We start from the raw sequence: 17,548 nt of genomic DNA on the forward strand, positions 1-17,548 counted from the left end.
CTATGACGAATCTTGTATCGCTGCAAAATGTCTCCGTCAGCTTCGGCCAGCGCCGGGTGCTCTCCGACATCTCACTGAATCTCAAGCCAGGGCGCATTCTGACGCTGCTTGGCCCGAACGGCGCGGGTAAGTCGACGCTGGTGCGCGTGGTGTTGGGCCTCGTGCCGCCCAGCGAAGGCGTGGTCGTGCGTGAAAAACAGCTGCGCGTAGGCTACGTACCGCAAAAGGTCCACCTTGACGCGACATTACCGCTTACCGTCAAGCGTTTTTTACGCTTGCACCCGGCAACGCGCAAAGAAGATATTCTGCCCGCGCTGATGCGCGTACAGGCCGGGCACCTGCAGGATGCACCGATGCAGAAGCTCTCCGGTGGTGAAACCCAGCGCGTTCTGCTGGCGCGTGCGCTGTTAAACAAGCCTCAGCTGCTGGTGCTGGATGAACCCACCCAGGGCGTTGACGTCAACGGCCAGGTGGCGCTATACGATCTGATTAATCAGCTTCGCCAGGAGCTTAACTGCGCGGTGCTGATGGTGTCGCACGATCTGCATCTGGTGATGGCGAAAACCGACGATGTGCTGTGTCTCAATCATCATATTTGCTGCTCCGGCACGCCGGACGTGGTCTCCATGCATCCGGAATTTATCTCCATGTTTGGCCCGCGCGGCGCCGAACAGCTGGGGATTTACCGTCATCAGCATAACCACCGCCATGATTTACAGGGCCGTATCGTTCTTCGTCGGGGAAATGGGCAGTCATGATTGAAATTTTACTTCCCGGCTGGCTGGCCGGAATGATGCTGGCATGCGCGGCGGGCCCTCTGGGCTCGTTTGTCGTCTGGCGCCGGATGTCCTACTTTGGCGATACCCTCGCCCATGCCTCGCTGCTGGGAGTGGCGTTCGGCCTGCTGCTGGACGTTAACCCTTTCTATGCGGTCATCGCCGTCACGCTGCTGCTGGCCGGTGGTCTGGTGTGGCTAGAGAAGCGCCCTCACCTCGCGGTGGATACGCTTCTCGGCATTATGGCGCACAGCGCGCTGTCGCTCGGCCTGGTGGTCGTCAGCCTGATGTCGAATATCCGCGTCGACCTGATGGCCTACCTGTTCGGCGATCTGCTAGCGGTTACGCCGCAGGATCTGATCTCGATTGCGCTCGGCGTCATCGTGGTGCTGGGTATTTTGTTCTGGCAGTGGCGCAGCCTGCTGTCGATGACCATCAGCCCGGATTTAGCGTTTGTCGACGGCGTGAAGCTCCAGCGGGTTAAACTACTGCTGATGCTGGTGACGGCGCTGACCATCGGCGTGGCGATGAAGTTTGTCGGCGCGTTGATTATTACGTCACTGCTGATTATCCCCGCGGCGACGGCGCGACGTTTTGCGCGTACGCCGGAACAAATGGCGGGTATTGCCGTCGTGGTAGGGATGATTGCGGTAACGGGTGGGCTGACCTTCTCGGCGTTTTACGATACGCCGGCCGGGCCTTCCGTCGTGCTGTGCGCGGCGCTGCTGTTTATCCTGAGCATGACCCGCAAAGCGGCCGCCTGATTTGCTCTGTGGCGCTTCGCCGACCGGGCCTACAGAATGGTAGGCCTGATAAGCGAAGCGCCATCAGGCGTTGCATTGCTAAGGCATTTCCGGCGGCGTGATGCCAAAGTGGCTCCACGCGCGCGTCGTTGCGATGCGCCCACGCGGGGTACGCTGCAAAAAACCCTGCTGAATCAGATACGGCTCCAGCACGTCCTCAATGGTTTCGCGCTCTTCACCGATTGCCGCCGCCAGGTTGTCCAACCCAACCGGCCCACCAAAGAACTTATCAATCACCGCCAGCAGCAGCTTGCGGTCCATATAGTCAAAGCCTTCGGCGTCGACGTTCAGCATATCCAGCGCCTGCGCGGCGATGTCGGCCGAGATAGTGCCGTCATGCTTGACTTCAGCGTAGTCGCGCACGCGCCGGAGCAGGCGGTTAGCGATACGCGGCGTACCGCGCGCGCGACGGGCAACCTCCAGAGCACCTTCGTCGCTCATTTCCAGCCCCATATGGCGGGCGCTACGCCCGACGATGTGCTGCAAATCAGGCACCTGGTAGAACTCCAGACGCTGGACGATACCGAAGCGATCGCGCAGCGGTGAGGTCAGCGAACCCGCGCGGGTGGTAGCACCAATCAAGGTGAACGGTGGCAGATCGATTTTAATTGAGCGCGCAGCCGGGCCCTCGCCAATCATGATATCCAGCTGGTAGTCTTCCATTGCCGGATAGAGCACTTCTTCCACAACCGGCGACAGGCGGTGAATCTCGTCGATAAACAGCACATCGTGCGGTTCAAGGTTGGTGAGCATTGCCGCCAGGTCGCCCGCTTTCTCCAGCACCGGGCCAGAGGTGGTGCGCAGGTTAACGCCCATTTCATTGGCAACAATGTTTGCCAGCGTCGTTTTCCCAAGGCCCGGCGGGCCGAAGATCAGCAGATGATCCAGCGCGTCGCCGCGCAGCTTCGCCGCCTGGATGAAGATTTCCATCTGCGAACGCACCTGCGGCTGGCCGATATACTCTTCCAGTAATTTTGGCCGAATCGCACGGTCTGCCACATCTTCTGGCAACGTGCTTTCAGCGGAAATCAGACGGTCTGCTTCAATCATCCTTTACCTCATAGCGCCGCGCGGAGCGCTTCGCGGATCAATGTTTCACTGCTGGCGTCCGGACGGGCGATTTTGCTCACCATCCGACTGGCTTCCTGAGGTTTATAGCCCAGCGCCACCAGCGCGGCAACCGCTTCCTGCTCGGCGTCGTCGCTCTCCGGCCCCGCAGGAGACGTCAGCACCAGATCGGCGGCAGGGGTAAACAGATCGCCATGCAGCCCTTTGAAGCGGTCTTTCATTTCGACAATCAGGCGCTCGGCGGTTTTCTTGCCAATCCCCGGCAGTTTGACCAGCGCGCCAAGCTCTTCACGCTCAACCGCATTCACGAACTGCTGTGCCGACATGCCCGACAGGATGGCCAGCGCCAGCTTCGGGCCGACGCCGTTGGTTTTAATCAACTCTTTAAACAGGGTCCGTTCCTGTTTATTGTTAAAACCGTACAGCAGCTGGGCATCTTCGCGCACCACAAAGTGGGTGAAGACGATCGCCTCCTGCCCAGCCTCCGGCAGCTCGTAAAAACAGGTCATCGGCATATGCACTTCATAGCCGACGCCGCCGGTCTCCAGAAGGACCAACGGGGGTTGTTTTTCGAGAATGATGCCTCTGAGTCTGCCTATCACATGACGCTCCTGCGTTAAGGGCTGAAAAGGTAATGCACTATCATAAAAAAAGACTGGATAGATATCCAGATGAAAAACGTCTTTAGCGATTTGCCAGGCGCTTTATCGCCTACGGGTACCGTTGCTGGCACGAACAAAATATACCGTATAATGATTATCGACTTTCTTTCGCCCCACCCGGATAACCTCCTGCCCGCGCGTCGTATGGCAAATTCGATAGCCTTTACCGATAAACCGCAGCGCCTCTTCCCGATCCTGCGTTTCCAGTAACAAGTGATGACGGCGATCAATAATACGCCAGGTCTTCAGCACCGGCAGGCGGGGATGCAGTTTATGGTGGACAAAGCGCGTCAGACTCATAAAAGCGGCGATTGACCAGATAGCGATTAAATAAGGTACAAAGCTGGCATTGAAAAAGAGATGATGGCAGAGTTTGGCTACGCTTGGATCGTTCTGGACAAATTGTACGCACATCGCCCTTGCTGGCGGGTTTAGTTCTCTGTCGGTATGAAAAACGTAAGATTGCTCTCCTTGCCGCCAGGTCGTGTCGTACGAATAGAGGCCCGCACACGTATCTCGCGCTAAATGACAATCACCGCTCATCTTGCGCTCAGTGGTGCTAACGTAATGAACGGCGGAAACGAGTCCGCTATCACGAACGCTGTTATGATAATAGCCATATTCCGTGTACAACACATAGCCACTGAAAATGATCGGTACTATCCACAATCTATGTTTCATGGCCATTAGTTTACGCATATTCACCAGCAATACCCTAACCATTTATGCTGATTAATCAGAAGCAAATATTATTACAACAATACCGGTATAACCTGACATATTGAATAAAAACGTTACGGACAACTCGGTTTAAGCTTGCTGAATTCGGTGATGCTGCCAACTTACTGATTTAGTGTATGATGGTGTTTTTGAGGTGCTCCAGTGGCTTCTGTTTCTATCAGCTGTCCCTCCTGTTCAGCTACTGACGGGGTGGTGCGTAACGGCAAAAGCACCGCCGGACATCAGCGCTATCTCTGCTCTCACTGCCGTAAAACATGGCAACTGCAGTTCACTTACACCGCTTCTCAACCCGGTACGCACCAGAAAATCATTGATATGGCCATGAATGGCGTTGGATGCCGGGCAACCGCCCGCATTATGGGCGTTGGCCTCAACACGATTTTCCGCCATTTAAAAAACTCAGGCCGCAGTCGGTAACCTCGCGCATACAGCCGGGCAGTGACGTCATCGTCTGCGCGGAAATGGACGAACAGTGGGGATACGTCGGGGCTAAATCGCGCCAGCGCTGGCTGTTTTACGCGTATGACAGGCTCCGGAAGACGGTTGTGGCGCACGTATTCGGTGAACGCACTCTGGCCACACTGGAGCGTCTTCTGAGCCTGCTGTCGGCCTTTGAGGTCGTGGTATGGATGACGGATGGCTGGCCGCTGTATGAATCCCGCCTGAAGGGAAAGCTGCACGTTATCAGCAAGCGTTACACTCAGCGCATTGAGCGACATAACCTGAATCTGAGACAACATCTGGCAAGGCTGGGACGGAAGTCACTGTCGTTCTCAAAATCGGTGGAGCTGCATGACAAGGTCATCGGGCATTATCTGAACATAAAACACTATCATTAAGTTGGAGTCATTACCCTGAATTCAATTGCATACCGCCATGTTATTATGCTCAACATGCGTTAAACGACCATGACATAGCAAATATTGTGAAAACTCGCCGTTCATTCCATCAAAATTTACAGCAGGAACACCTTCTGGGTAGCTGTAATAAATATTCACATAATTTTCACTACTAAAAATCGTCTGTCGTTTCGCCGTCAAGCCATAACCTTGTGCCGCAATATACTGGAAACAGTGACCATTTGCGCCACAACTTACTCCATCATTAACAATATAAATATCAGCAGTGTTAAACTGTTGTTTTATCCGCTCCTGCCGGATTACACCCCAAATACAGAGCAAAAATAACGCTACGCTCATCATCAGCCAGCCTGATTTATTTACCGCCGTTGTGGACCAGCATGCGATAAACCATGCGACCTGCACACACAAAACTAAGGTTTTATTTCCTGTAGCCAGAGGCCATTGATTAAAGATAAAAGTGATAACAATCGAGACAAACACCACCAGCATTCTGACACTTCGCGCCTTGATAGGAATAAATAAAAAGAACAGCGAAATAGTGCCTGGCTTCAATAAAAAAACGATTGCATTAGCCTCTGTTATATCAACAACCAGACAATAACATAAGCTCAGAAAAAAATGCATGCTGATACAAATACATACATAAGGCGGATAGAATAGCTTTCGTCTTCCCTGCGACTGTTTACCTTCCATTCCCCTTCCTTCTGATAAAATTAAGCGCTCTTTTTTTAATGCCGTAAAAAACACATTAATAGCCCAAATAACAATAGATAACAGCATTCATCAAGATGATTTATCAATAACCCATTTCTTGTCATGGCACTAATATAGTGTTAATTATCTTACAGCGTAAAATAAAGGGCGTCATTTCAGAAAATCACCATGGAACGAGAGCATGAAAAAACATTACTCAACGCAATATGAAACCGGAGATATTGTCTTTACCTGTATAGGTGCTGCGCTTTTCGGCCAGATATCAACCGCATCACAGTGCTGGAGTAACCATGTTGGCATAATTATCGGCCACAACGGCGAAGACTATCTGGTGGCTGAAAGCCGCGTCCCTCTCTCAACCGTCACCACGCTATCGCTGTTTATTCAGCGTTCCGCTGAACAGCGTTATGCCGTTCGTCGCCTGCGCGGCGGCCTGACGGTCGAACAAAAACTCGCGATCATGGAGCAGGTTCCTGCCCGGCTAAATAAATTTTATCACACGGGATTTAAATACGAGTCATCACGCCAGTTCTGTTCGAAATTTGTGTTTGATATCTACAAAGAAGCATTGTGTATTCCGATAGGCGACGTCGAGACGTTTGAAGAATTGCTGCACAGCAACCCCGGTGCGAAGCTCACCTTCTGGAAGCTCTGGTTTTTAGGGTCTATTCCCTGGGAGCGCAAAACGGTGACGCCAGCCAGCCTGTGGCAGCATCCGAATCTTATTCTGGTGGATTCACAAAATGTAGATACCCCCCCAATCAACGGCGACTGAGGCGGTTTAAGTTATCGCAGCCGTCCACGCGCTAAATTCAGCCTTGCATCGCTCACCTGCATGGCATTCTGGCTGACATGGCAATGGGTAATGGCAATCGCCAGCGCATCCGCGGCATCCGCCTGCGGGTTGGCGGGCAGCTTGAGCAGCGTTCGCACCATATGCTGTACCTGGCTTTTTTCCGCGCTACCGATACCCACCACCGTCTGTTTGACCTGGCGAGCCGCATACTCAAAAACCGGCAGTTCCTGGTTGGTGGCGGCTACAATCGCCACGCCGCGCGCCTGCCCTAGTTTGAGTGCCGAATCGGCGTTTTTCGCCATAAAGACCTGCTCGATAGCGAAATAGTCCGGCTGGAACTGCGTGATGATCTCCGTCACGCCTGCGTAAATCAGCTTCAGACGCGACGGCAGATCGTCAACTTTAGTGCGGATGCATCCGCTGCCGAGATAGGTCAACTGGCGACCCACCTGGCGAATGACACCATAACCGGTGATGCGTGACCCCGGGTCAATGCCGAGAATAATAGACATCACGCCTCTCCTGTTATGTCAGCGTTAAACCACCTCATTCTAAGGTAGCAGCAACCTCGTCAGAGATTTCGCCGTTATGGTAGACTTCCTGAACGTCGTCACAGTCTTCCAGCATGTCGATCAGACGCATCAGCTTCGGCGCCGTTTCCGCATCCATATCGGCTTTGGTCGATGGAATCATGGACACTTCCGCCGCGTCGGCTTTCAGACCAGCCGCTTCCAGCGCATCACGCACTTTACCCATCTCTTCCCACGCGGTATAGACGTCAATCGCGCCGTCGTCGAAGGTCACCACATCTTCAGCACCGGCTTCCAGCGCCGCTTCCATGATGACGTCTTCGTCGCCCTGTTCAAAGGAGATCACGCCTTTTTTGCTGAACAGATACGCGACGGAACCGTCGGTACCCAGGTTGCCGCCGGTTTTGCTGAACGCATGACGCACTTCCGCAACGGTACGGTTACGGTTGTCAGACAGGCACTCAATCATCACCGCGGTGCCGCCAGGACCGTAGCCTTCATAGATGATGGTTTCCATGTTGGAATCTTCATCACCGCCCACACCGCGCGCGATAGCGCGGTTCAGGGTATCGCGCGTCATGTTGTTGGCCAGGGCTTTATCTACCGCTGCACGCAGACGTGGGTTCGCATCCGGATCGCCGCCGCCCAGTTTGGCCGCCGTCACCAGCTCACGAATGATCTTGGTGAAGATTTTGCCGCGCTTCGCATCCTGCGCGGCTTTACGATGTCTGGTGTTGGCCCATTTACTATGACCTGCCATAAAAATATCTCCAAAAAACTATGCCCTTTCAGGCAGCGTTAATGACAAATTCTTCAATCGCCTGCCGGTTGCTCCACGACTTGGTGAGCGCCGCCGCAGCGGGCGCATCGAGCCATTGGTAAGCCAGGTGTTCGGTGAACACCACTTCCCGTTCGTGAGGAAGCGCAAGACAGAACCACGATTCCGTATTGCGTTCGACGCCAGGGGCATAGCGATGACGTAAATGTTGAAAAATTTCAAACTCCACCGTGCGTTGACAGTCCATCAAGGTCAGTTGCTCAGACACAACATCAATGGTGACCTCTTCCTTTACTTCACGCATGGCGGCCTGTGACGCGGTTTCCCCTTCCTCTATACTGCCGGTGACCGACTGCCAGAAGTCAGGGTCATCGCGTCGCTGCAACATCAGCACCCGTTTACTGTCCTGGGCGTAAATGACCACCAGAATAGAAACGGGTCGCTTGAATGACATGTTACTTATTCTCCGCCGACTCTTTCGGCTCTTTCGCAATAACCTGAATACCCAGTTCACCCAGCGAAGCCGGGTTCGCGAAGCTTGGTGCTTCGGTCATCAGACAGGCAGCCGCGGTCGTTTTCGGGAAAGCGATAACGTCGCGGATGTTGTCGGTGCCGGTCAGCAGCATGGTCAGACGGTCCAGACCAAACGCCAGGCCCGCGTGCGGCGGCGTGCCGTATTTCAGGGCGTCGAGCAGGAAGCCGAATTTCTCACGCTGTTCCTGTTCGTTAATGCCCAGAATACCGAACACGGTCTGCTGCATATCGCCACGGTGGATACGCACGGAACCGCCGCCCACTTCATAGCCGTTGATGACCATGTCGTAAGCATTCGCCACGGCATCTTCCGGCGCGGCTTTCAGCTCATCGGCGGTCATGTCTTTCGGCGAGGTGAACGGGTGGTGCATCGCGGTCAGGCCGCCTTCACCGTCGTCTTCAAACATCGGGAAGTCGATAACCCACAGCGGCGCCCACATGGACTCGTCGGTCAGGTTAAGATCTTTGCCCAGCTTGAGGCGCAGCGCGCCCATCGCATCGGCCACCACTTTTTTATTGTCGGCGCCGAAGAACACCATGTCGCCATCCTGCGCGCCGGTACGTTCAAGAATCGCTTCCACGATGTCCGCAGTCAGGAATTTGGCCACTGGGCTGTTGATGCCTTCCATGCCTTTAGCACGTTCGGTCACTTTGATGTAGGCCAGGCCTTTCGCGCCATAGATCTTCACAAAGTTGCCGTATTCGTCAATCAGCTTACGGGTCAGAGACGCCCCGCCCGGTACGCGCAGTGCGGCAACGCGGCCTTTCGGATCGTTCGCCGGGCCGGAGAAGACCGCAAACTCAACGTCTTTCACCAGATCGGCAACGTCAACCAGTTCCATCGGGTTACGCAGGTCCGGTTTATCGGAGCCATAGCGACGCTCGGCTTCAGCAAAGGTCATGATCGGGAAATCGCCCAGATCGACACCTTTGATTTCCAGCCACAGCTGACGCACCAGCGCTTCCATCACTTCACGCACCTGCGGTGCGGTCATGAAGGAGGTTTCCACATCGATCTGGGTGAATTCCGGCTGACGGTCGGCGCGCAGGTCTTCGTCACGGAAGCATTTTACGATCTGATAGTAGCGGTCGAAGCCGGACATCATCAGCAGCTGTTTAAACAGCTGAGGAGACTGCGGCAGCGCGTAGAATTTACCTTTATGTACGCGGGACGGTACCAGGTAGTCGCGCGCACCTTCCGGGGTCGCTTTGGTCAGCATCGGGGTTTCGATATCGAGGAAACCGTGATCGTCCATGAAACGGCGCACGAAGCTGGTGATTTTCGCGCGGGTTTTCAGGCGCTGGGCCATTTCCGGACGACGCAGGTCGAGGTAGCGGTACTTCAGACGCGCTTCTTCGGTGTTGACGTGGTTTGAGTCCAGCGGCAGCGATTCTGAACGGTTAATGATTGTCAGGTCAGAAGCAAGCACTTCGATAGCGCCGGTCGCCATGTCCGCGTTGATGTTCTTTTCATCACGCGCGCGAACGGTGCCGGTAACCTGAATGCAGAACTCATTACGCAGTTCAGAGGCTAACTTCAACGCATCCGCACGATCCGGATCGAAGAACACCTGAACGATGCCTTCACGGTCGCGCATATCGATAAAAATGAGGCTACCGAGATCACGACGGCGGTTGACCCAACCACACAGAGTCACCTGCTGCCCAACGTGGGACTGTCGAAGCTGTCCGCAATATTCTGTACGCATGAGATATCCCTTAACTTAGCCGTCGGCGGATTGTCGCCTGCCCTGCAGGCGTTACTGTCGCAGCTTTAGCTGAATGTCACTACTGGATGAAAAAAGGGGGCTATTATACTGGAAATTCTCGCCCACGATAAGTCCGCAGCTGTTTATACGCCTGTTTGCTGAACGCTTATTGCCCCCGCTCACAAAAATTAACAATATTTATCCGTTCAATAACCTGGCGACGATTGTAAGGTATGCTCCCCATAGCCCGTATACCGAGGAACTCCATGCTGAATCTAGACGCAAAAAAAACCGCCCTTGTGGTGATTGACCTTCAGGAAGGCATTCTGCCCTTTGCCGGCGGCCCGCATACCGCTGACGACGTGGTCGCACGCGCGGCGCGTCTGGCCGAGAAATGCCGCGCCGTCGCCGCGCCGGTGGTGTTAGTTCGCGTGGGCTGGTCCGCCGATTTTGGCGAAGCGTTAAAGCAGCCGGTTGACGCCCCGGCCCCGGCAAAAGCGCTGCCGGATAACTGGTGGACCTACCCGGCTGCGCTGGGTAAACAGGACAGCGATATCGAAGTGACTAAACGCCAGTGGGGCGCATTTTACGGTACCGACCTTGAAATGCAGCTGCGTCGTCGCGGTATTGAGAACATCATCCTGTGCGGGATCTCAACCAATATCGGCGTGGAGTCGACCGCGCGTAACGCCTGGGAGCTGGGCTTTAACCTGGTCATAGCCGAAGACGCGTGCAGCGCGTTTAACAACGATCAGCATCAGAGCAGCCTGTCCTATATTTTCCCGCGCATTGCGCGCGTTCGCAGCACCGAAGCGATCCTGGCCGCGCTATGATTTATGTCGGGCTTCCCCAATGGTCGCATCCGAAATGGGTTCGCCTGGGTATCACCAGCCTTGAACAGTATGCCCGTCATTTTAACTGTGTGGAGGGCAATACGACCCTCTACGCCCTGCCTAAAGCCGAGATCGTCGCCCGCTGGCAGGCGCAAACGGACGATCATTTTCGCTTCTGCTTTAAATTTCCGGCAACCATTTCACACCAGGCCGCGCTTCGCCAGTGTGACGATCTCACGCAGGAATTTTTCCAACGCCTGTCGCCGCTCGCCGGGCGTATCGGCCAGTACTGGTTGCAGCTTCCCGCAACCTTCGGCCCGCGCGATCTTCCCGCGCTATGGGCTTTTCTCGATGGTCTGCCGAAAGATTTTCATTACGGTGTGGAAGTGCGCCATCCCGGCTTTTTCAGTAAAGGCGAGGAAGAACGGTTGCTGAACCGCGGCCTGCACGAACGTGGCGTTAACCGCGTTATCCTAATGTCACCCCTCCATTGATACACACCCCCTTAAAGCCTTCAAAATCTCAACTTTGAACATGACCAAAGCCATTGAAAAACATCTGGATAAGGTGTCATATAGCGGGATAAAACCAGCTACGGAGAGTTTCGATGTCTTGGGTATGCCCTCACTGCAACCATTCCGCTGTTATCAGAGGCGATGATAAGAAAACAACGGAAATTGACCTAAATCTTGGCGTTGATATCTGGCATTGCATCACAGTAGGAATTGTGTGCCCTCACCCTGATTGTGGGAAACCGGTTATTACTATTGAAAAAACCGCTTACATCGATATGCACGGGACAATACTCCCAAAAGGCAATAAAACTGTCTTTCCTGTTTACCCTCAAAACATTAATCAAAGAGCAAAGGATTACCCTTCTTACATTCCGTCAGCAATCCTTGCAGACTACCAAGAAGCCTGTGCCATAGTTGACCTATCACCCAAAGCTTCAGCCACTCTTGCACGACGTTGCTTGCAGGGCATGATTCGTGATTTTTGGAAGGTCAACGGAAAAAAGAATCTGCATCAAGAAATACAGGCCATTGAAAATGATGTTGACCCTCTGATTTGGCAAGCAATTTTAAACCTTAAGAGCATTGGCAATATCGGTGCTCATATGGAGCAAGACATCAACCTAATCATTGATGTCAGCCCAGAAGAAGCAGACCTTCTGATTGAGTTGATAGAAATGCTTTTTGATGATTGGTATATAGCCCGCCATAAAAAGCAGCAAAAACTACAGAGAATTAATGAAGTTGCAGCAGAGAAAGCTGAAGCGAGGAAAGGATAATCATGTCAAAAAGCATGTTTCTTCTAGGTGGATTAATGCTGGTGGCTGGTTCCGCTCAGGCCGTGCAGGTAACCGAGGTTATGGGTGTACTCCAATGCACTGTTTATGCTCAAGAAGCGAACATAAAAGGAGATATCTTGCAGAAGGGGCTGAACAAGTCACTTGCGCTGTATAAACAGACTTATGCTTCTAAATAGCTGCGCCTAATACCGCTACACTTTTGCCTGACCATGTTTTCCTCCGGGGAATGGGCTGGCGGTTTCCATAAAATGGCGGACCTTTTTCAGTAACTGCCACATTGAGCGGCACTGATGATTACGGGTTATCGTGTCATGAAGTGCCTGCCATAGCCGTTCCACATGATTCACCCACGGCGAGTAAACCGGCTGGTAAATTACCCTGAACTTGGGATTTGCTTTCAACCAGCGCTGTGTTTCGCGGCTTTTATGGATAATGTAGTTATCAACGATCAGCGTGATTGTTTTCGCCCGCCGGTAAGTGGCTTTCAGGTGCTTCAGCAGAGCGATAAACAGCGCTGAACTTTTGCTGTTGCCGCCCACGTAGCTGACTTTACCCGTGCCACTGTGCAGTGCGCCGGCCAGATAGTATTTTTCGTTCTGCCCCGGCGTCACTACCCGTTTCTGCTGTCCGCGCAACTGCCAGTCCGCACCGATTTTAGGATTAAGGTGGATATCCACTTCATCTTCATAAAATACCGGATGCTCTGCGCTGCATTCATCCAGCGCTTTGTGGATTACCGCCATCTTTTCATCTTTATGTGGGTCACGGATACGCAGAGTTGGCGCGGCCCTGCGCCATACAAGCCCCGCAGATGGCAACCAGCGGCGAACGGTTCCTGCATGTAACTGGCAACCGGTTATCTCATTGATTTTTATTGCCAGTAATTCGGTGCTCCAGCGTGAACGTTGATAACCAAAATCGCCGGGAGAATGCTTTATCAGCTCACGTAACAGGGTGCAGATATGTTCAAAAGGCCAGCGTCGGGAGCGCCCTGCGGGTAAGGATTTCAGGCCTTCAATACCTGAGTGCGTAAACCAGTTAATCCAGCGACCAACGGATGAACGGGCACAACAGAGAGTTCTGGCAACATCGCTGACCCGTTCACCCCGATGAAGCATCAGCATGGCCGTGAGTCTGCGGGCATGATTTTTATCACGCGTTTTATGAATAGCTTTCTGCATCAGGCGTCGTTCGCCACGGGGTATTGGTACTATGATCGGCATCGCTCAGTCCGGTTGGTGATTTTGGTTGGTTTGGCGATTGATCAGATCGCACAATCCGGGCTGAGTTCCCTTTCAGTGATCTACTATTCCGCGCAGCTATTTAGTAACCTCGGAGTACCTACCGGGGATGACCTCGCTACCGGATTTGCTGAGTTTTATCAGTCAATGGGCATCAGTTACGCATATTCGAATATTGAAACTGCATTGCTCAATAAAGGGTTGTCGCTAGGTGGGCCACAATGGGCAACGGAGGCTCGTAATCTGTTCAATCAGGGCAACTGTGAGCTTGTTCTGGGTAAGTAGTTATTTCATAGGGATGTTCAAGGATGTTTAGGTTAGACCCGCTGTTTGTTACCAGTCTGCTGGTATGGTTCATCATGATTTGCATCGTTGGGTATGCGGTAGAACACAAATCACAGTACCCAGCTATCGGGTATGCAGTGAAGTTGGTGGGTGTGCTGCTCACATCGTTCTGGCTCATAGTGTTCGTATTGAAAGAATTGGGATTCGCCACGTATAGTTTCTGACTCTGAAGGGAAGTCTCTGGAGTCTCCCCAAAGATTTCCCTTTTTTATTTTTTCCAAAACATATGGTCATGTGCTTAGAGGGGCTGGCTCTGTGGTAATCATCCCGTAAATTAACAGACGCTAAAAGTAGAATTTTCTCGTACGATAAACGCAGGAGATTCTGCATATGAAAACATCAAAATTTAGTGACAGCCAAATTCTGGCGATTTTAAAACAAGCCGAAGCTGGAGCACCTGTTCCTGAGCTGTGTCGTGAGCATGGCATGAGTTCAGCCACCTTTTACAAATGGCGAGCTAAGTTTGGCGGGATGGATGCGTCAATGATGGCGCGCCTGAAAGAGCTGGAAGCCGAAAATGCCCGACTGAAAAAGATGTATGCCGAAGAGCGGCTCAAAGCCGAAATCCTCAAAGAGGCTATCGAAAAAAAGTGGTAAAGCCGTCGCGCCGACGGGAGTTGGCGCAAAAGGCGGTGCAAAACCATTCCATTACCATCAAGTTTGCATGTGGTCTATTTGGGCTGAGCGAAACCTGTTACCGCTATCAGGCCAAACTCAGTGATGAGAATGCTCAAATCGCCGACTGGCTGCTTCGGTTAACTGAGGCTCACCGCAGCTGGGGTTTTGGAATGTGCTTTTACTTTTTACGCAATGTGAAACGCTTTGGTTGGAACCATAAACGGGTGCTTAGGATTTACCGTGAGCTGGAACTTAATCTGCGGATCAAGCCGAAGAGGCGCTTAAAACGTGATGTGCCTGATGCATTAGTGGTGCCGGAGTCGATAAATCAGTGCTGGTCTATGGACTTTATGCACGACCAGCTCGAGGATGGCCGCAGCTTCAGACTGCTTAATATCATTGATGATTTTAACCGCGAAGGATTGGCGATTGAGGTCGACTTCTCGCTGCCAGCTGAGCGTGTTGTCCGCACTCTCAATCAAGTGATTGAATGGCGCGGCAAGCCCAGACAAATTCGCAGTGACAATGGTCCTGAATACATCAGTGCTTTACTGGCGGAGTGGGCAGCAAAACATGATGTTGAGCTGAAGTTTATCCAGCCTGGCAACCCGCAGCAGAATGCCTATGTGGAGCGGTATAACCGTACAGTTCGCTACGACTGGCTCAACCAATATTTATTCAGCAGTATTGCCGAGGTACAAGAGCATGCGACAGAATGGCTTTGGTTTTACAACAATGAACGACCAAACAAAGCAATTGGTGGCATACCACCGAAATACAAGCAGGCTTTAATAACGCAACCTTCTACTTCTAACGTCCATTAAAAATGGGATGATTACCCTGTAAAGAGGCTGGCTTACCTAAATTTTAAAGTATGGCGAATGGGCTATCAGAAACGCAAAAAGGCCACCTGTTACGGTAGCCTGATATGAGTTCTTTGGAGTTCGCTTGCTAACGACAAGCTCATTATTGTGTCTGTAACGCTTTGACTTTAGCCACCATGCCAAGAGAACAATCACATAACTTTGCTATCTCTGCATAGGTATATGAGCCTTTCTCTAAGTAAGAAGAAACCTTGTCACGTAACGCTGTGTTAGCTGGTCTCCCCTGATACTTCCCTGCATCCTTGGCTTTTGCAATCCCTTCAGCCTGACGTTTACGACGCTTCGTATAGTCTTCACGTGCCATTGTCGCCATGATGTCAATCAGCATGTTGTTAACCGCTTTGAGGACACCAACTGTAACAGCATCATCATTGCTGGTGGTCAGGAACTGCTGAGTAGTTGGCAAGTCCATTATCACGAGGGAGATTCCAGCATCATTGATACGTGATTTCAGCTTATCCCAATCCTGAGCCTCAAGACGTGACAGACGGTCTGTAGACTCCACAAGGAGAACATCACCGGGCTGTGCATCGTTTAACATGTTGGTGAGTTCGGTACGGTTCAGCTTTGTCCCTGACTCGTTTTCAACGTAGCGAGCAACGATGTTTAAACCTTTATCTGAAGCGAATTGTTCAAGCTGGGACAATGCGCGTGTAGCGTCTTGTTCTTGGGTACTTGCACGACAGTAGATACGGACGTTTTTCATGTTGTGTTCACATAGGGTTTTGATGAACTAACTATACGTGAAAACACTATATAGAGCTAGTGAAAAGAACCCTATGTGAACATCTTTTTTCACGAAAGATGTTTTCAGTCTGGGTATACCCATTGTGAACAGAACTTCTTAAGCAGATTTCAGAAATGGCTTACGTGTGAATGTGGCTGTTTCTTTGGTCACATTGGCTGGTGCTGGTGCATTCGCTTCAATAGCTGATTTTGTCATCGGTACTTTACGGATTGCGATGTTACCAGCAGAGATGAGTTTACCTGCTGCTGTGAATTGCTGGTCAGGGGTCATACTGTCCAGTTCAGATTTAGACCAGTGGAACACGTCACGTAAAGTGGTGTAATCACGAGTCAGGACAGCTTGGTAGAACTGTAGGGCGAGTTCTGAAGCCACGAGTGCAGGGGCTGCTGCTTGGGCTGATGTAGTCATTGTAAATAACCTTATTTTCTAAAGGGGATGTATATGTGGGTAATGCTAAGGGGAGATGGTGCAGGGCTGGATGAGCAGAGGAATGATTATTTATCTATTTAAAATCAATTAGTTACACTCTTTTAATCCGACTAGACAGGATATTTACAGCAGCAAGAGTCATGTTCATCTGCTCAGCAATCTCCCGGTGTTTGTACCCGAGCAGTTTTAAACGTAGGAACTCTGTCACACGAGCATCTGCACGTGTTGAATGGGAGAGGGAGTCACGCATCATGCGCTGTTCTGGTGTTAGGGTAATCATTGTGTAAGCCTCATTAAAAGGGAATTTGGTGTCCGTACTGTTGGTAGAAGTACTCGGGTAACTCTGTTTTATGCCAGCGACCATAGCGGTGAATTTCTGTGGCTGTCAGCTTATTTCTGTGGTACTCAGCCTCAAGGATGTAAAGCTGATGGATTGAGTCTTCGTAAACGTTCATTGCTAGAAATACCTTACAAGGGGTTTAAATGCTGGGGCTTGTTGCGGTGGGTGCCTGTCTTCGTCATAGAACCATTCATCATCATCGTCTTGGTCTAATGGTTCATTGTCTTCTTCATCTGGTAACGTGTAAGAGGTTGGTTCAATGTCGAACGGAACACTGGCGTGTTTCTCTTCACGTAGTTCTTCTTTATCTAAAGAGTTCTGTTCAAAGTTGTCTAGACCGCTAGCGCTCTTAATCACAATAGCCTTGTCTCCTTCAATTAAGTCATTACCTCGTGATTCAATCTCTTTTTCTTTAAAGCTATTATTATCTTTATTCTTATCTCTATTATTATAGAGTCGCACTTTGCTACCTCTGGAGGTCGCACTTTGCAAGGTCTGGAGGTCGCAATTTGCGACGTCTGGCTTAGAAGGCAACTTATTAACGGTGACGAGGTTGGATTTGTTGAACCTACGAACCTTCTCAATAGCACCAAGATTAACCAGCTTCTTGGTTGACCTGATAACTGAGTCCTGAGAAATGCTAAGTGATTCAGCCACATGTTCATTAGATGGGAATACCTGAAGACCTGCTTCCTGATAACTCAACAGTGTCAGATAGACCAGTTTATCCGTTGGGTTCAGGTCAGGAGACTTCAATACTTCGTGATAGGCTTTTACAAAAGTGTTTGCATACATTAATACCTCAAATGTTATTAAGCTGGTGA

At 51.6% G+C, this 17,548-nt stretch carries 21 protein-coding genes and 1 pseudogene; 10 read left to right on the forward strand and 12 right to left on the reverse strand.

The window, feature by feature from the left end:
- Window positions 1–2: 2 nt before the first annotated feature.
- Both znuC and znuB read left to right on the forward strand, forming a co-directional pair.
- Complete coding sequence (znuC, locus tag H7R58_RS13560; RefSeq protein ID WP_106927774.1) at window positions 3–758, forward strand: zinc ABC transporter ATP-binding protein ZnuC; 756 nt, start codon at window positions 3–5, stop codon at window positions 756–758.
- A complete protein-coding gene (gene znuB / locus H7R58_RS13565) occupies window positions 755–1,540 on the forward strand; it encodes a zinc ABC transporter permease subunit ZnuB (protein WP_106927776.1) in 786 nt (261 codons plus the stop codon). The genes znuC and znuB overlap by 4 nt, the downstream gene beginning before the upstream one ends.
- 78 nt (window positions 1,541–1,618) lie before the next feature.
- On the opposite strand, the gene ruvB is transcribed toward znuB, so the two are convergent.
- From ruvB to H7R58_RS13580, 3 genes are all read right to left on the reverse strand, one after another.
- Window positions 1,619–2,629 (reverse strand): Holliday junction branch migration DNA helicase RuvB, encoded by a 1,011-nt coding sequence (gene ruvB, locus H7R58_RS13570; protein WP_106927779.1) that lies wholly within the window; start codon window positions 2,627–2,629, stop codon window positions 1,619–1,621.
- 8 nt (window positions 2,630–2,637) lie between these two features.
- Complete coding sequence (gene ruvA / locus H7R58_RS13575) at window positions 2,638–3,249, reverse strand: Holliday junction branch migration protein RuvA (RefSeq protein ID WP_064544698.1); 612 nt, start codon at window positions 3,247–3,249, stop codon at window positions 2,638–2,640.
- A 102-nt stretch (window positions 3,250–3,351) separates the two neighbouring features.
- A complete protein-coding gene (locus H7R58_RS13580) occupies window positions 3,352–4,008 on the reverse strand; it encodes a hypothetical protein (RefSeq protein ID WP_182934382.1) in 657 nt (218 codons plus the stop codon).
- Window positions 4,009–4,191: 183 nt separating this feature from the next.
- Here H7R58_RS13580 and H7R58_RS13585 point away from each other — a divergent pair.
- Window positions 4,192–4,889, forward strand: a protein-coding gene (locus H7R58_RS13585) for an IS1 family transposase (protein WP_223335778.1) whose coding sequence is annotated in 2 segments (ribosomal slippage) — window positions 4,192–4,441 and window positions 4,441–4,889 — 699 coding nt in all. Because the reading frame shifts where the segments join, the coding sequence is not laid out codon by codon here.
- Between the two features lie 21 nt (window positions 4,890–4,910).
- On the opposite strand, the gene H7R58_RS13590 is transcribed toward H7R58_RS13585, so the two are convergent.
- Window positions 4,911–5,606, reverse strand: coding sequence for a hypothetical protein (locus tag H7R58_RS13590; RefSeq protein WP_182930421.1), 696 nt, complete (start codon window positions 5,604–5,606; stop codon window positions 4,911–4,913).
- 202 nt (window positions 5,607–5,808) lie between these two features.
- On the opposite strand from H7R58_RS13590, the gene H7R58_RS13595 reads away from it, so the two are divergent.
- Complete coding sequence (locus H7R58_RS13595) at window positions 5,809–6,402, forward strand: YebB family permuted papain-like enzyme (protein ID WP_182930420.1); 594 nt, start codon at window positions 5,809–5,811, stop codon at window positions 6,400–6,402.
- A gap of 11 nt (window positions 6,403–6,413) precedes the next feature.
- On the opposite strand, the gene ruvC is transcribed toward H7R58_RS13595, so the two are convergent.
- Genes ruvC through aspS form a run of 4 tightly spaced genes read right to left on the reverse strand, consistent with a single transcriptional unit; the run spans window position 6,414 to window position 9,974 of the window.
- Window positions 6,414–6,935, reverse strand: coding sequence for a crossover junction endodeoxyribonuclease RuvC (gene ruvC / locus H7R58_RS13600; protein WP_106927781.1), 522 nt, complete (start codon window positions 6,933–6,935; stop codon window positions 6,414–6,416).
- Between the two features lie 34 nt (window positions 6,936–6,969).
- Window positions 6,970–7,713 (reverse strand): YebC/PmpR family DNA-binding transcriptional regulator, encoded by a 744-nt coding sequence (locus tag H7R58_RS13605; protein ID WP_106927783.1) that lies wholly within the window; start codon window positions 7,711–7,713, stop codon window positions 6,970–6,972.
- 28 nt (window positions 7,714–7,741) lie between these two features.
- Window positions 7,742–8,185, reverse strand: a complete 444-nt coding sequence (gene nudB / locus H7R58_RS13610; protein WP_106927785.1) for a dihydroneopterin triphosphate diphosphatase — start codon at window positions 8,183–8,185, stop codon at window positions 7,742–7,744.
- A gap of 1 nt (window position 8,186) precedes the next feature.
- Window positions 8,187–9,974, reverse strand: coding sequence for an aspartate--tRNA ligase (gene aspS / locus H7R58_RS13615; RefSeq protein WP_106927787.1), 1,788 nt, complete (start codon window positions 9,972–9,974; stop codon window positions 8,187–8,189).
- 266 nt (window positions 9,975–10,240) lie between these two features.
- Here aspS and H7R58_RS13620 point away from each other — a divergent pair, with 266 nt between their 5' ends.
- From H7R58_RS13620 to H7R58_RS13635, 4 genes and pseudogenes are all read left to right on the forward strand, one after another.
- Window positions 10,241–10,807 (forward strand): hydrolase, encoded by a 567-nt coding sequence (locus H7R58_RS13620; protein WP_182930419.1) that lies wholly within the window; start codon window positions 10,241–10,243, stop codon window positions 10,805–10,807.
- Window positions 10,804–11,298 (forward strand): annotated as a pseudogene (locus H7R58_RS13625) (DUF72 domain-containing protein); the annotation flags it as partial. The gene H7R58_RS13620 and the pseudogene H7R58_RS13625, both read left to right, overlap by 4 nt.
- Before the next feature lie 116 nt (window positions 11,299–11,414).
- Complete coding sequence (locus tag H7R58_RS13630) at window positions 11,415–12,098, forward strand: DUF4145 domain-containing protein (RefSeq protein WP_182934383.1); 684 nt, start codon at window positions 11,415–11,417, stop codon at window positions 12,096–12,098.
- Window positions 12,099–12,100: 2 nt separating this feature from the next.
- Window positions 12,101–12,295, forward strand: a complete 195-nt coding sequence (locus H7R58_RS13635) for a hypothetical protein (RefSeq protein WP_182934384.1) — start codon at window positions 12,101–12,103, stop codon at window positions 12,293–12,295.
- Between the two features lie 15 nt (window positions 12,296–12,310).
- Here the strand turns inward: H7R58_RS13635 and H7R58_RS13640 are convergent, their stop codons facing one another.
- Entirely contained in the window at window positions 12,311–13,342 is a 1,032-nt protein-coding gene (locus tag H7R58_RS13640) for an IS630-like element ISEc33 family transposase (protein ID WP_001395480.1), read from the reverse strand.
- Between H7R58_RS13640 and H7R58_RS13645 the strand changes: the two genes are divergently transcribed.
- On the forward strand, window positions 13,283–13,645 hold the full coding sequence (locus H7R58_RS13645) for a hypothetical protein (protein WP_182934820.1): 363 nt from the start codon (window positions 13,283–13,285) through the stop codon (window positions 13,643–13,645). The two genes, H7R58_RS13640 and H7R58_RS13645, sit on opposite strands and share 60 nt — an antisense overlap.
- A 390-nt stretch (window positions 13,646–14,035) precedes the next feature.
- Window positions 14,036–15,147 (forward strand): IS3 family transposase gene (locus H7R58_RS13650; RefSeq protein ID WP_110198830.1). Its coding sequence is split into 2 segments (ribosomal slippage): window positions 14,036–14,297 and window positions 14,297–15,147, totalling 1,113 coding nucleotides; the frame shifts between segments, so codons are not numbered across the junction.
- Window positions 15,148–15,289: 142 nt separating this feature from the next.
- Here H7R58_RS13650 and H7R58_RS13655 read toward each other — a convergent pair.
- The 3 genes from H7R58_RS13655 to H7R58_RS13665 all read right to left on the reverse strand — a co-directional run bounded on the left by H7R58_RS13655 (window position 15,290) and on the right by H7R58_RS13665 (window position 17,519).
- Complete coding sequence (locus H7R58_RS13655; RefSeq protein ID WP_182934385.1) at window positions 15,290–15,913, reverse strand: recombinase family protein; 624 nt, start codon at window positions 15,911–15,913, stop codon at window positions 15,290–15,292.
- A gap of 138 nt (window positions 15,914–16,051) precedes the next feature.
- A complete protein-coding gene (locus H7R58_RS13660; protein ID WP_182934386.1) occupies window positions 16,052–16,363 on the reverse strand; it encodes a hypothetical protein in 312 nt (103 codons plus the stop codon).
- 478 nt (window positions 16,364–16,841) lie between these two features.
- The gene (locus H7R58_RS13665) at window positions 16,842–17,519 is read right to left on the reverse strand and encodes a helix-turn-helix domain-containing protein (protein ID WP_182934387.1); all 678 of its coding nucleotides are present in this window, start codon (window positions 17,517–17,519) and stop codon (window positions 16,842–16,844) included.
- Between the last annotated feature and the right edge of the window lie 29 nt (window positions 17,520–17,548).

Origin of the sequence: Klebsiella sp. WP4-W18-ESBL-05 (assembly GCF_014169075.1) — a bacterium.
Classification (GTDB): Bacteria; Pseudomonadota; Gammaproteobacteria; order Enterobacterales; family Enterobacteriaceae; genus Kluyvera; species Kluyvera ascorbata_B.

Excerpts from the sequence above, each read along its gene's own strand:
- H7R58_RS13655 (WP_182934385.1), bottom strand. The coding sequence starts at position 15,913 with ATGAAAAACGTCCGTATCTACTGTCGTGCAAGTACCCAAGAACAAGAC.
- H7R58_RS13605 (WP_106927783.1), bottom strand. The coding sequence starts at position 7,713 with ATGGCAGGTCATAGTAAATGGGCCAACACCAGACATCGTAAAGCCGCG.
- znuC (WP_106927774.1), top strand. The coding sequence starts at position 3 with ATGACGAATCTTGTATCGCTGCAAAATGTCTCCGTCAGCTTCGGCCAG.
- ruvB (WP_106927779.1), bottom strand. The coding sequence starts at position 2,629 with ATGATTGAAGCAGACCGTCTGATTTCCGCTGAAAGCACGTTGCCAGAA.
- H7R58_RS13580 (WP_182934382.1), bottom strand. The coding sequence starts at position 4,008 with ATGCGTAAACTAATGGCCATGAAACATAGATTGTGGATAGTACCGATC.
- ruvC (WP_106927781.1), bottom strand. The coding sequence starts at position 6,935 with ATGTCTATTATTCTCGGCATTGACCCGGGGTCACGCATCACCGGTTAT.
- H7R58_RS13635 (WP_182934384.1), top strand. The coding sequence starts at position 12,101 with ATGTCAAAAAGCATGTTTCTTCTAGGTGGATTAATGCTGGTGGCTGGT.
- H7R58_RS13665 (WP_182934387.1), bottom strand. The coding sequence starts at position 17,519 with ATGTATGCAAACACTTTTGTAAAAGCCTATCACGAAGTATTGAAGTCT.
- H7R58_RS13630 (WP_182934383.1), top strand. The coding sequence starts at position 11,415 with ATGTCTTGGGTATGCCCTCACTGCAACCATTCCGCTGTTATCAGAGGC.
- H7R58_RS13645 (WP_182934820.1), top strand. The coding sequence starts at position 13,283 with ATGAATAGCTTTCTGCATCAGGCGTCGTTCGCCACGGGGTATTGGTAC.
- H7R58_RS13660 (WP_182934386.1), bottom strand. The coding sequence starts at position 16,363 with ATGACTACATCAGCCCAAGCAGCAGCCCCTGCACTCGTGGCTTCAGAA.
- znuB (WP_106927776.1), top strand. The coding sequence starts at position 755 with ATGATTGAAATTTTACTTCCCGGCTGGCTGGCCGGAATGATGCTGGCA.
- H7R58_RS13595 (WP_182930420.1), top strand. The coding sequence starts at position 5,809 with ATGAAAAAACATTACTCAACGCAATATGAAACCGGAGATATTGTCTTT.
- aspS (WP_106927787.1), bottom strand. The coding sequence starts at position 9,974 with ATGCGTACAGAATATTGCGGACAGCTTCGACAGTCCCACGTTGGGCAG.
- H7R58_RS13590 (WP_182930421.1), bottom strand. The coding sequence starts at position 5,606 with ATGGAAGGTAAACAGTCGCAGGGAAGACGAAAGCTATTCTATCCGCCT.
- nudB (WP_106927785.1), bottom strand. The coding sequence starts at position 8,185 with ATGTCATTCAAGCGACCCGTTTCTATTCTGGTGGTCATTTACGCCCAG.
- H7R58_RS13640 (WP_001395480.1), bottom strand. The coding sequence starts at position 13,342 with ATGCCGATCATAGTACCAATACCCCGTGGCGAACGACGCCTGATGCAG.
- H7R58_RS13620 (WP_182930419.1), top strand. The coding sequence starts at position 10,241 with ATGCTGAATCTAGACGCAAAAAAAACCGCCCTTGTGGTGATTGACCTT.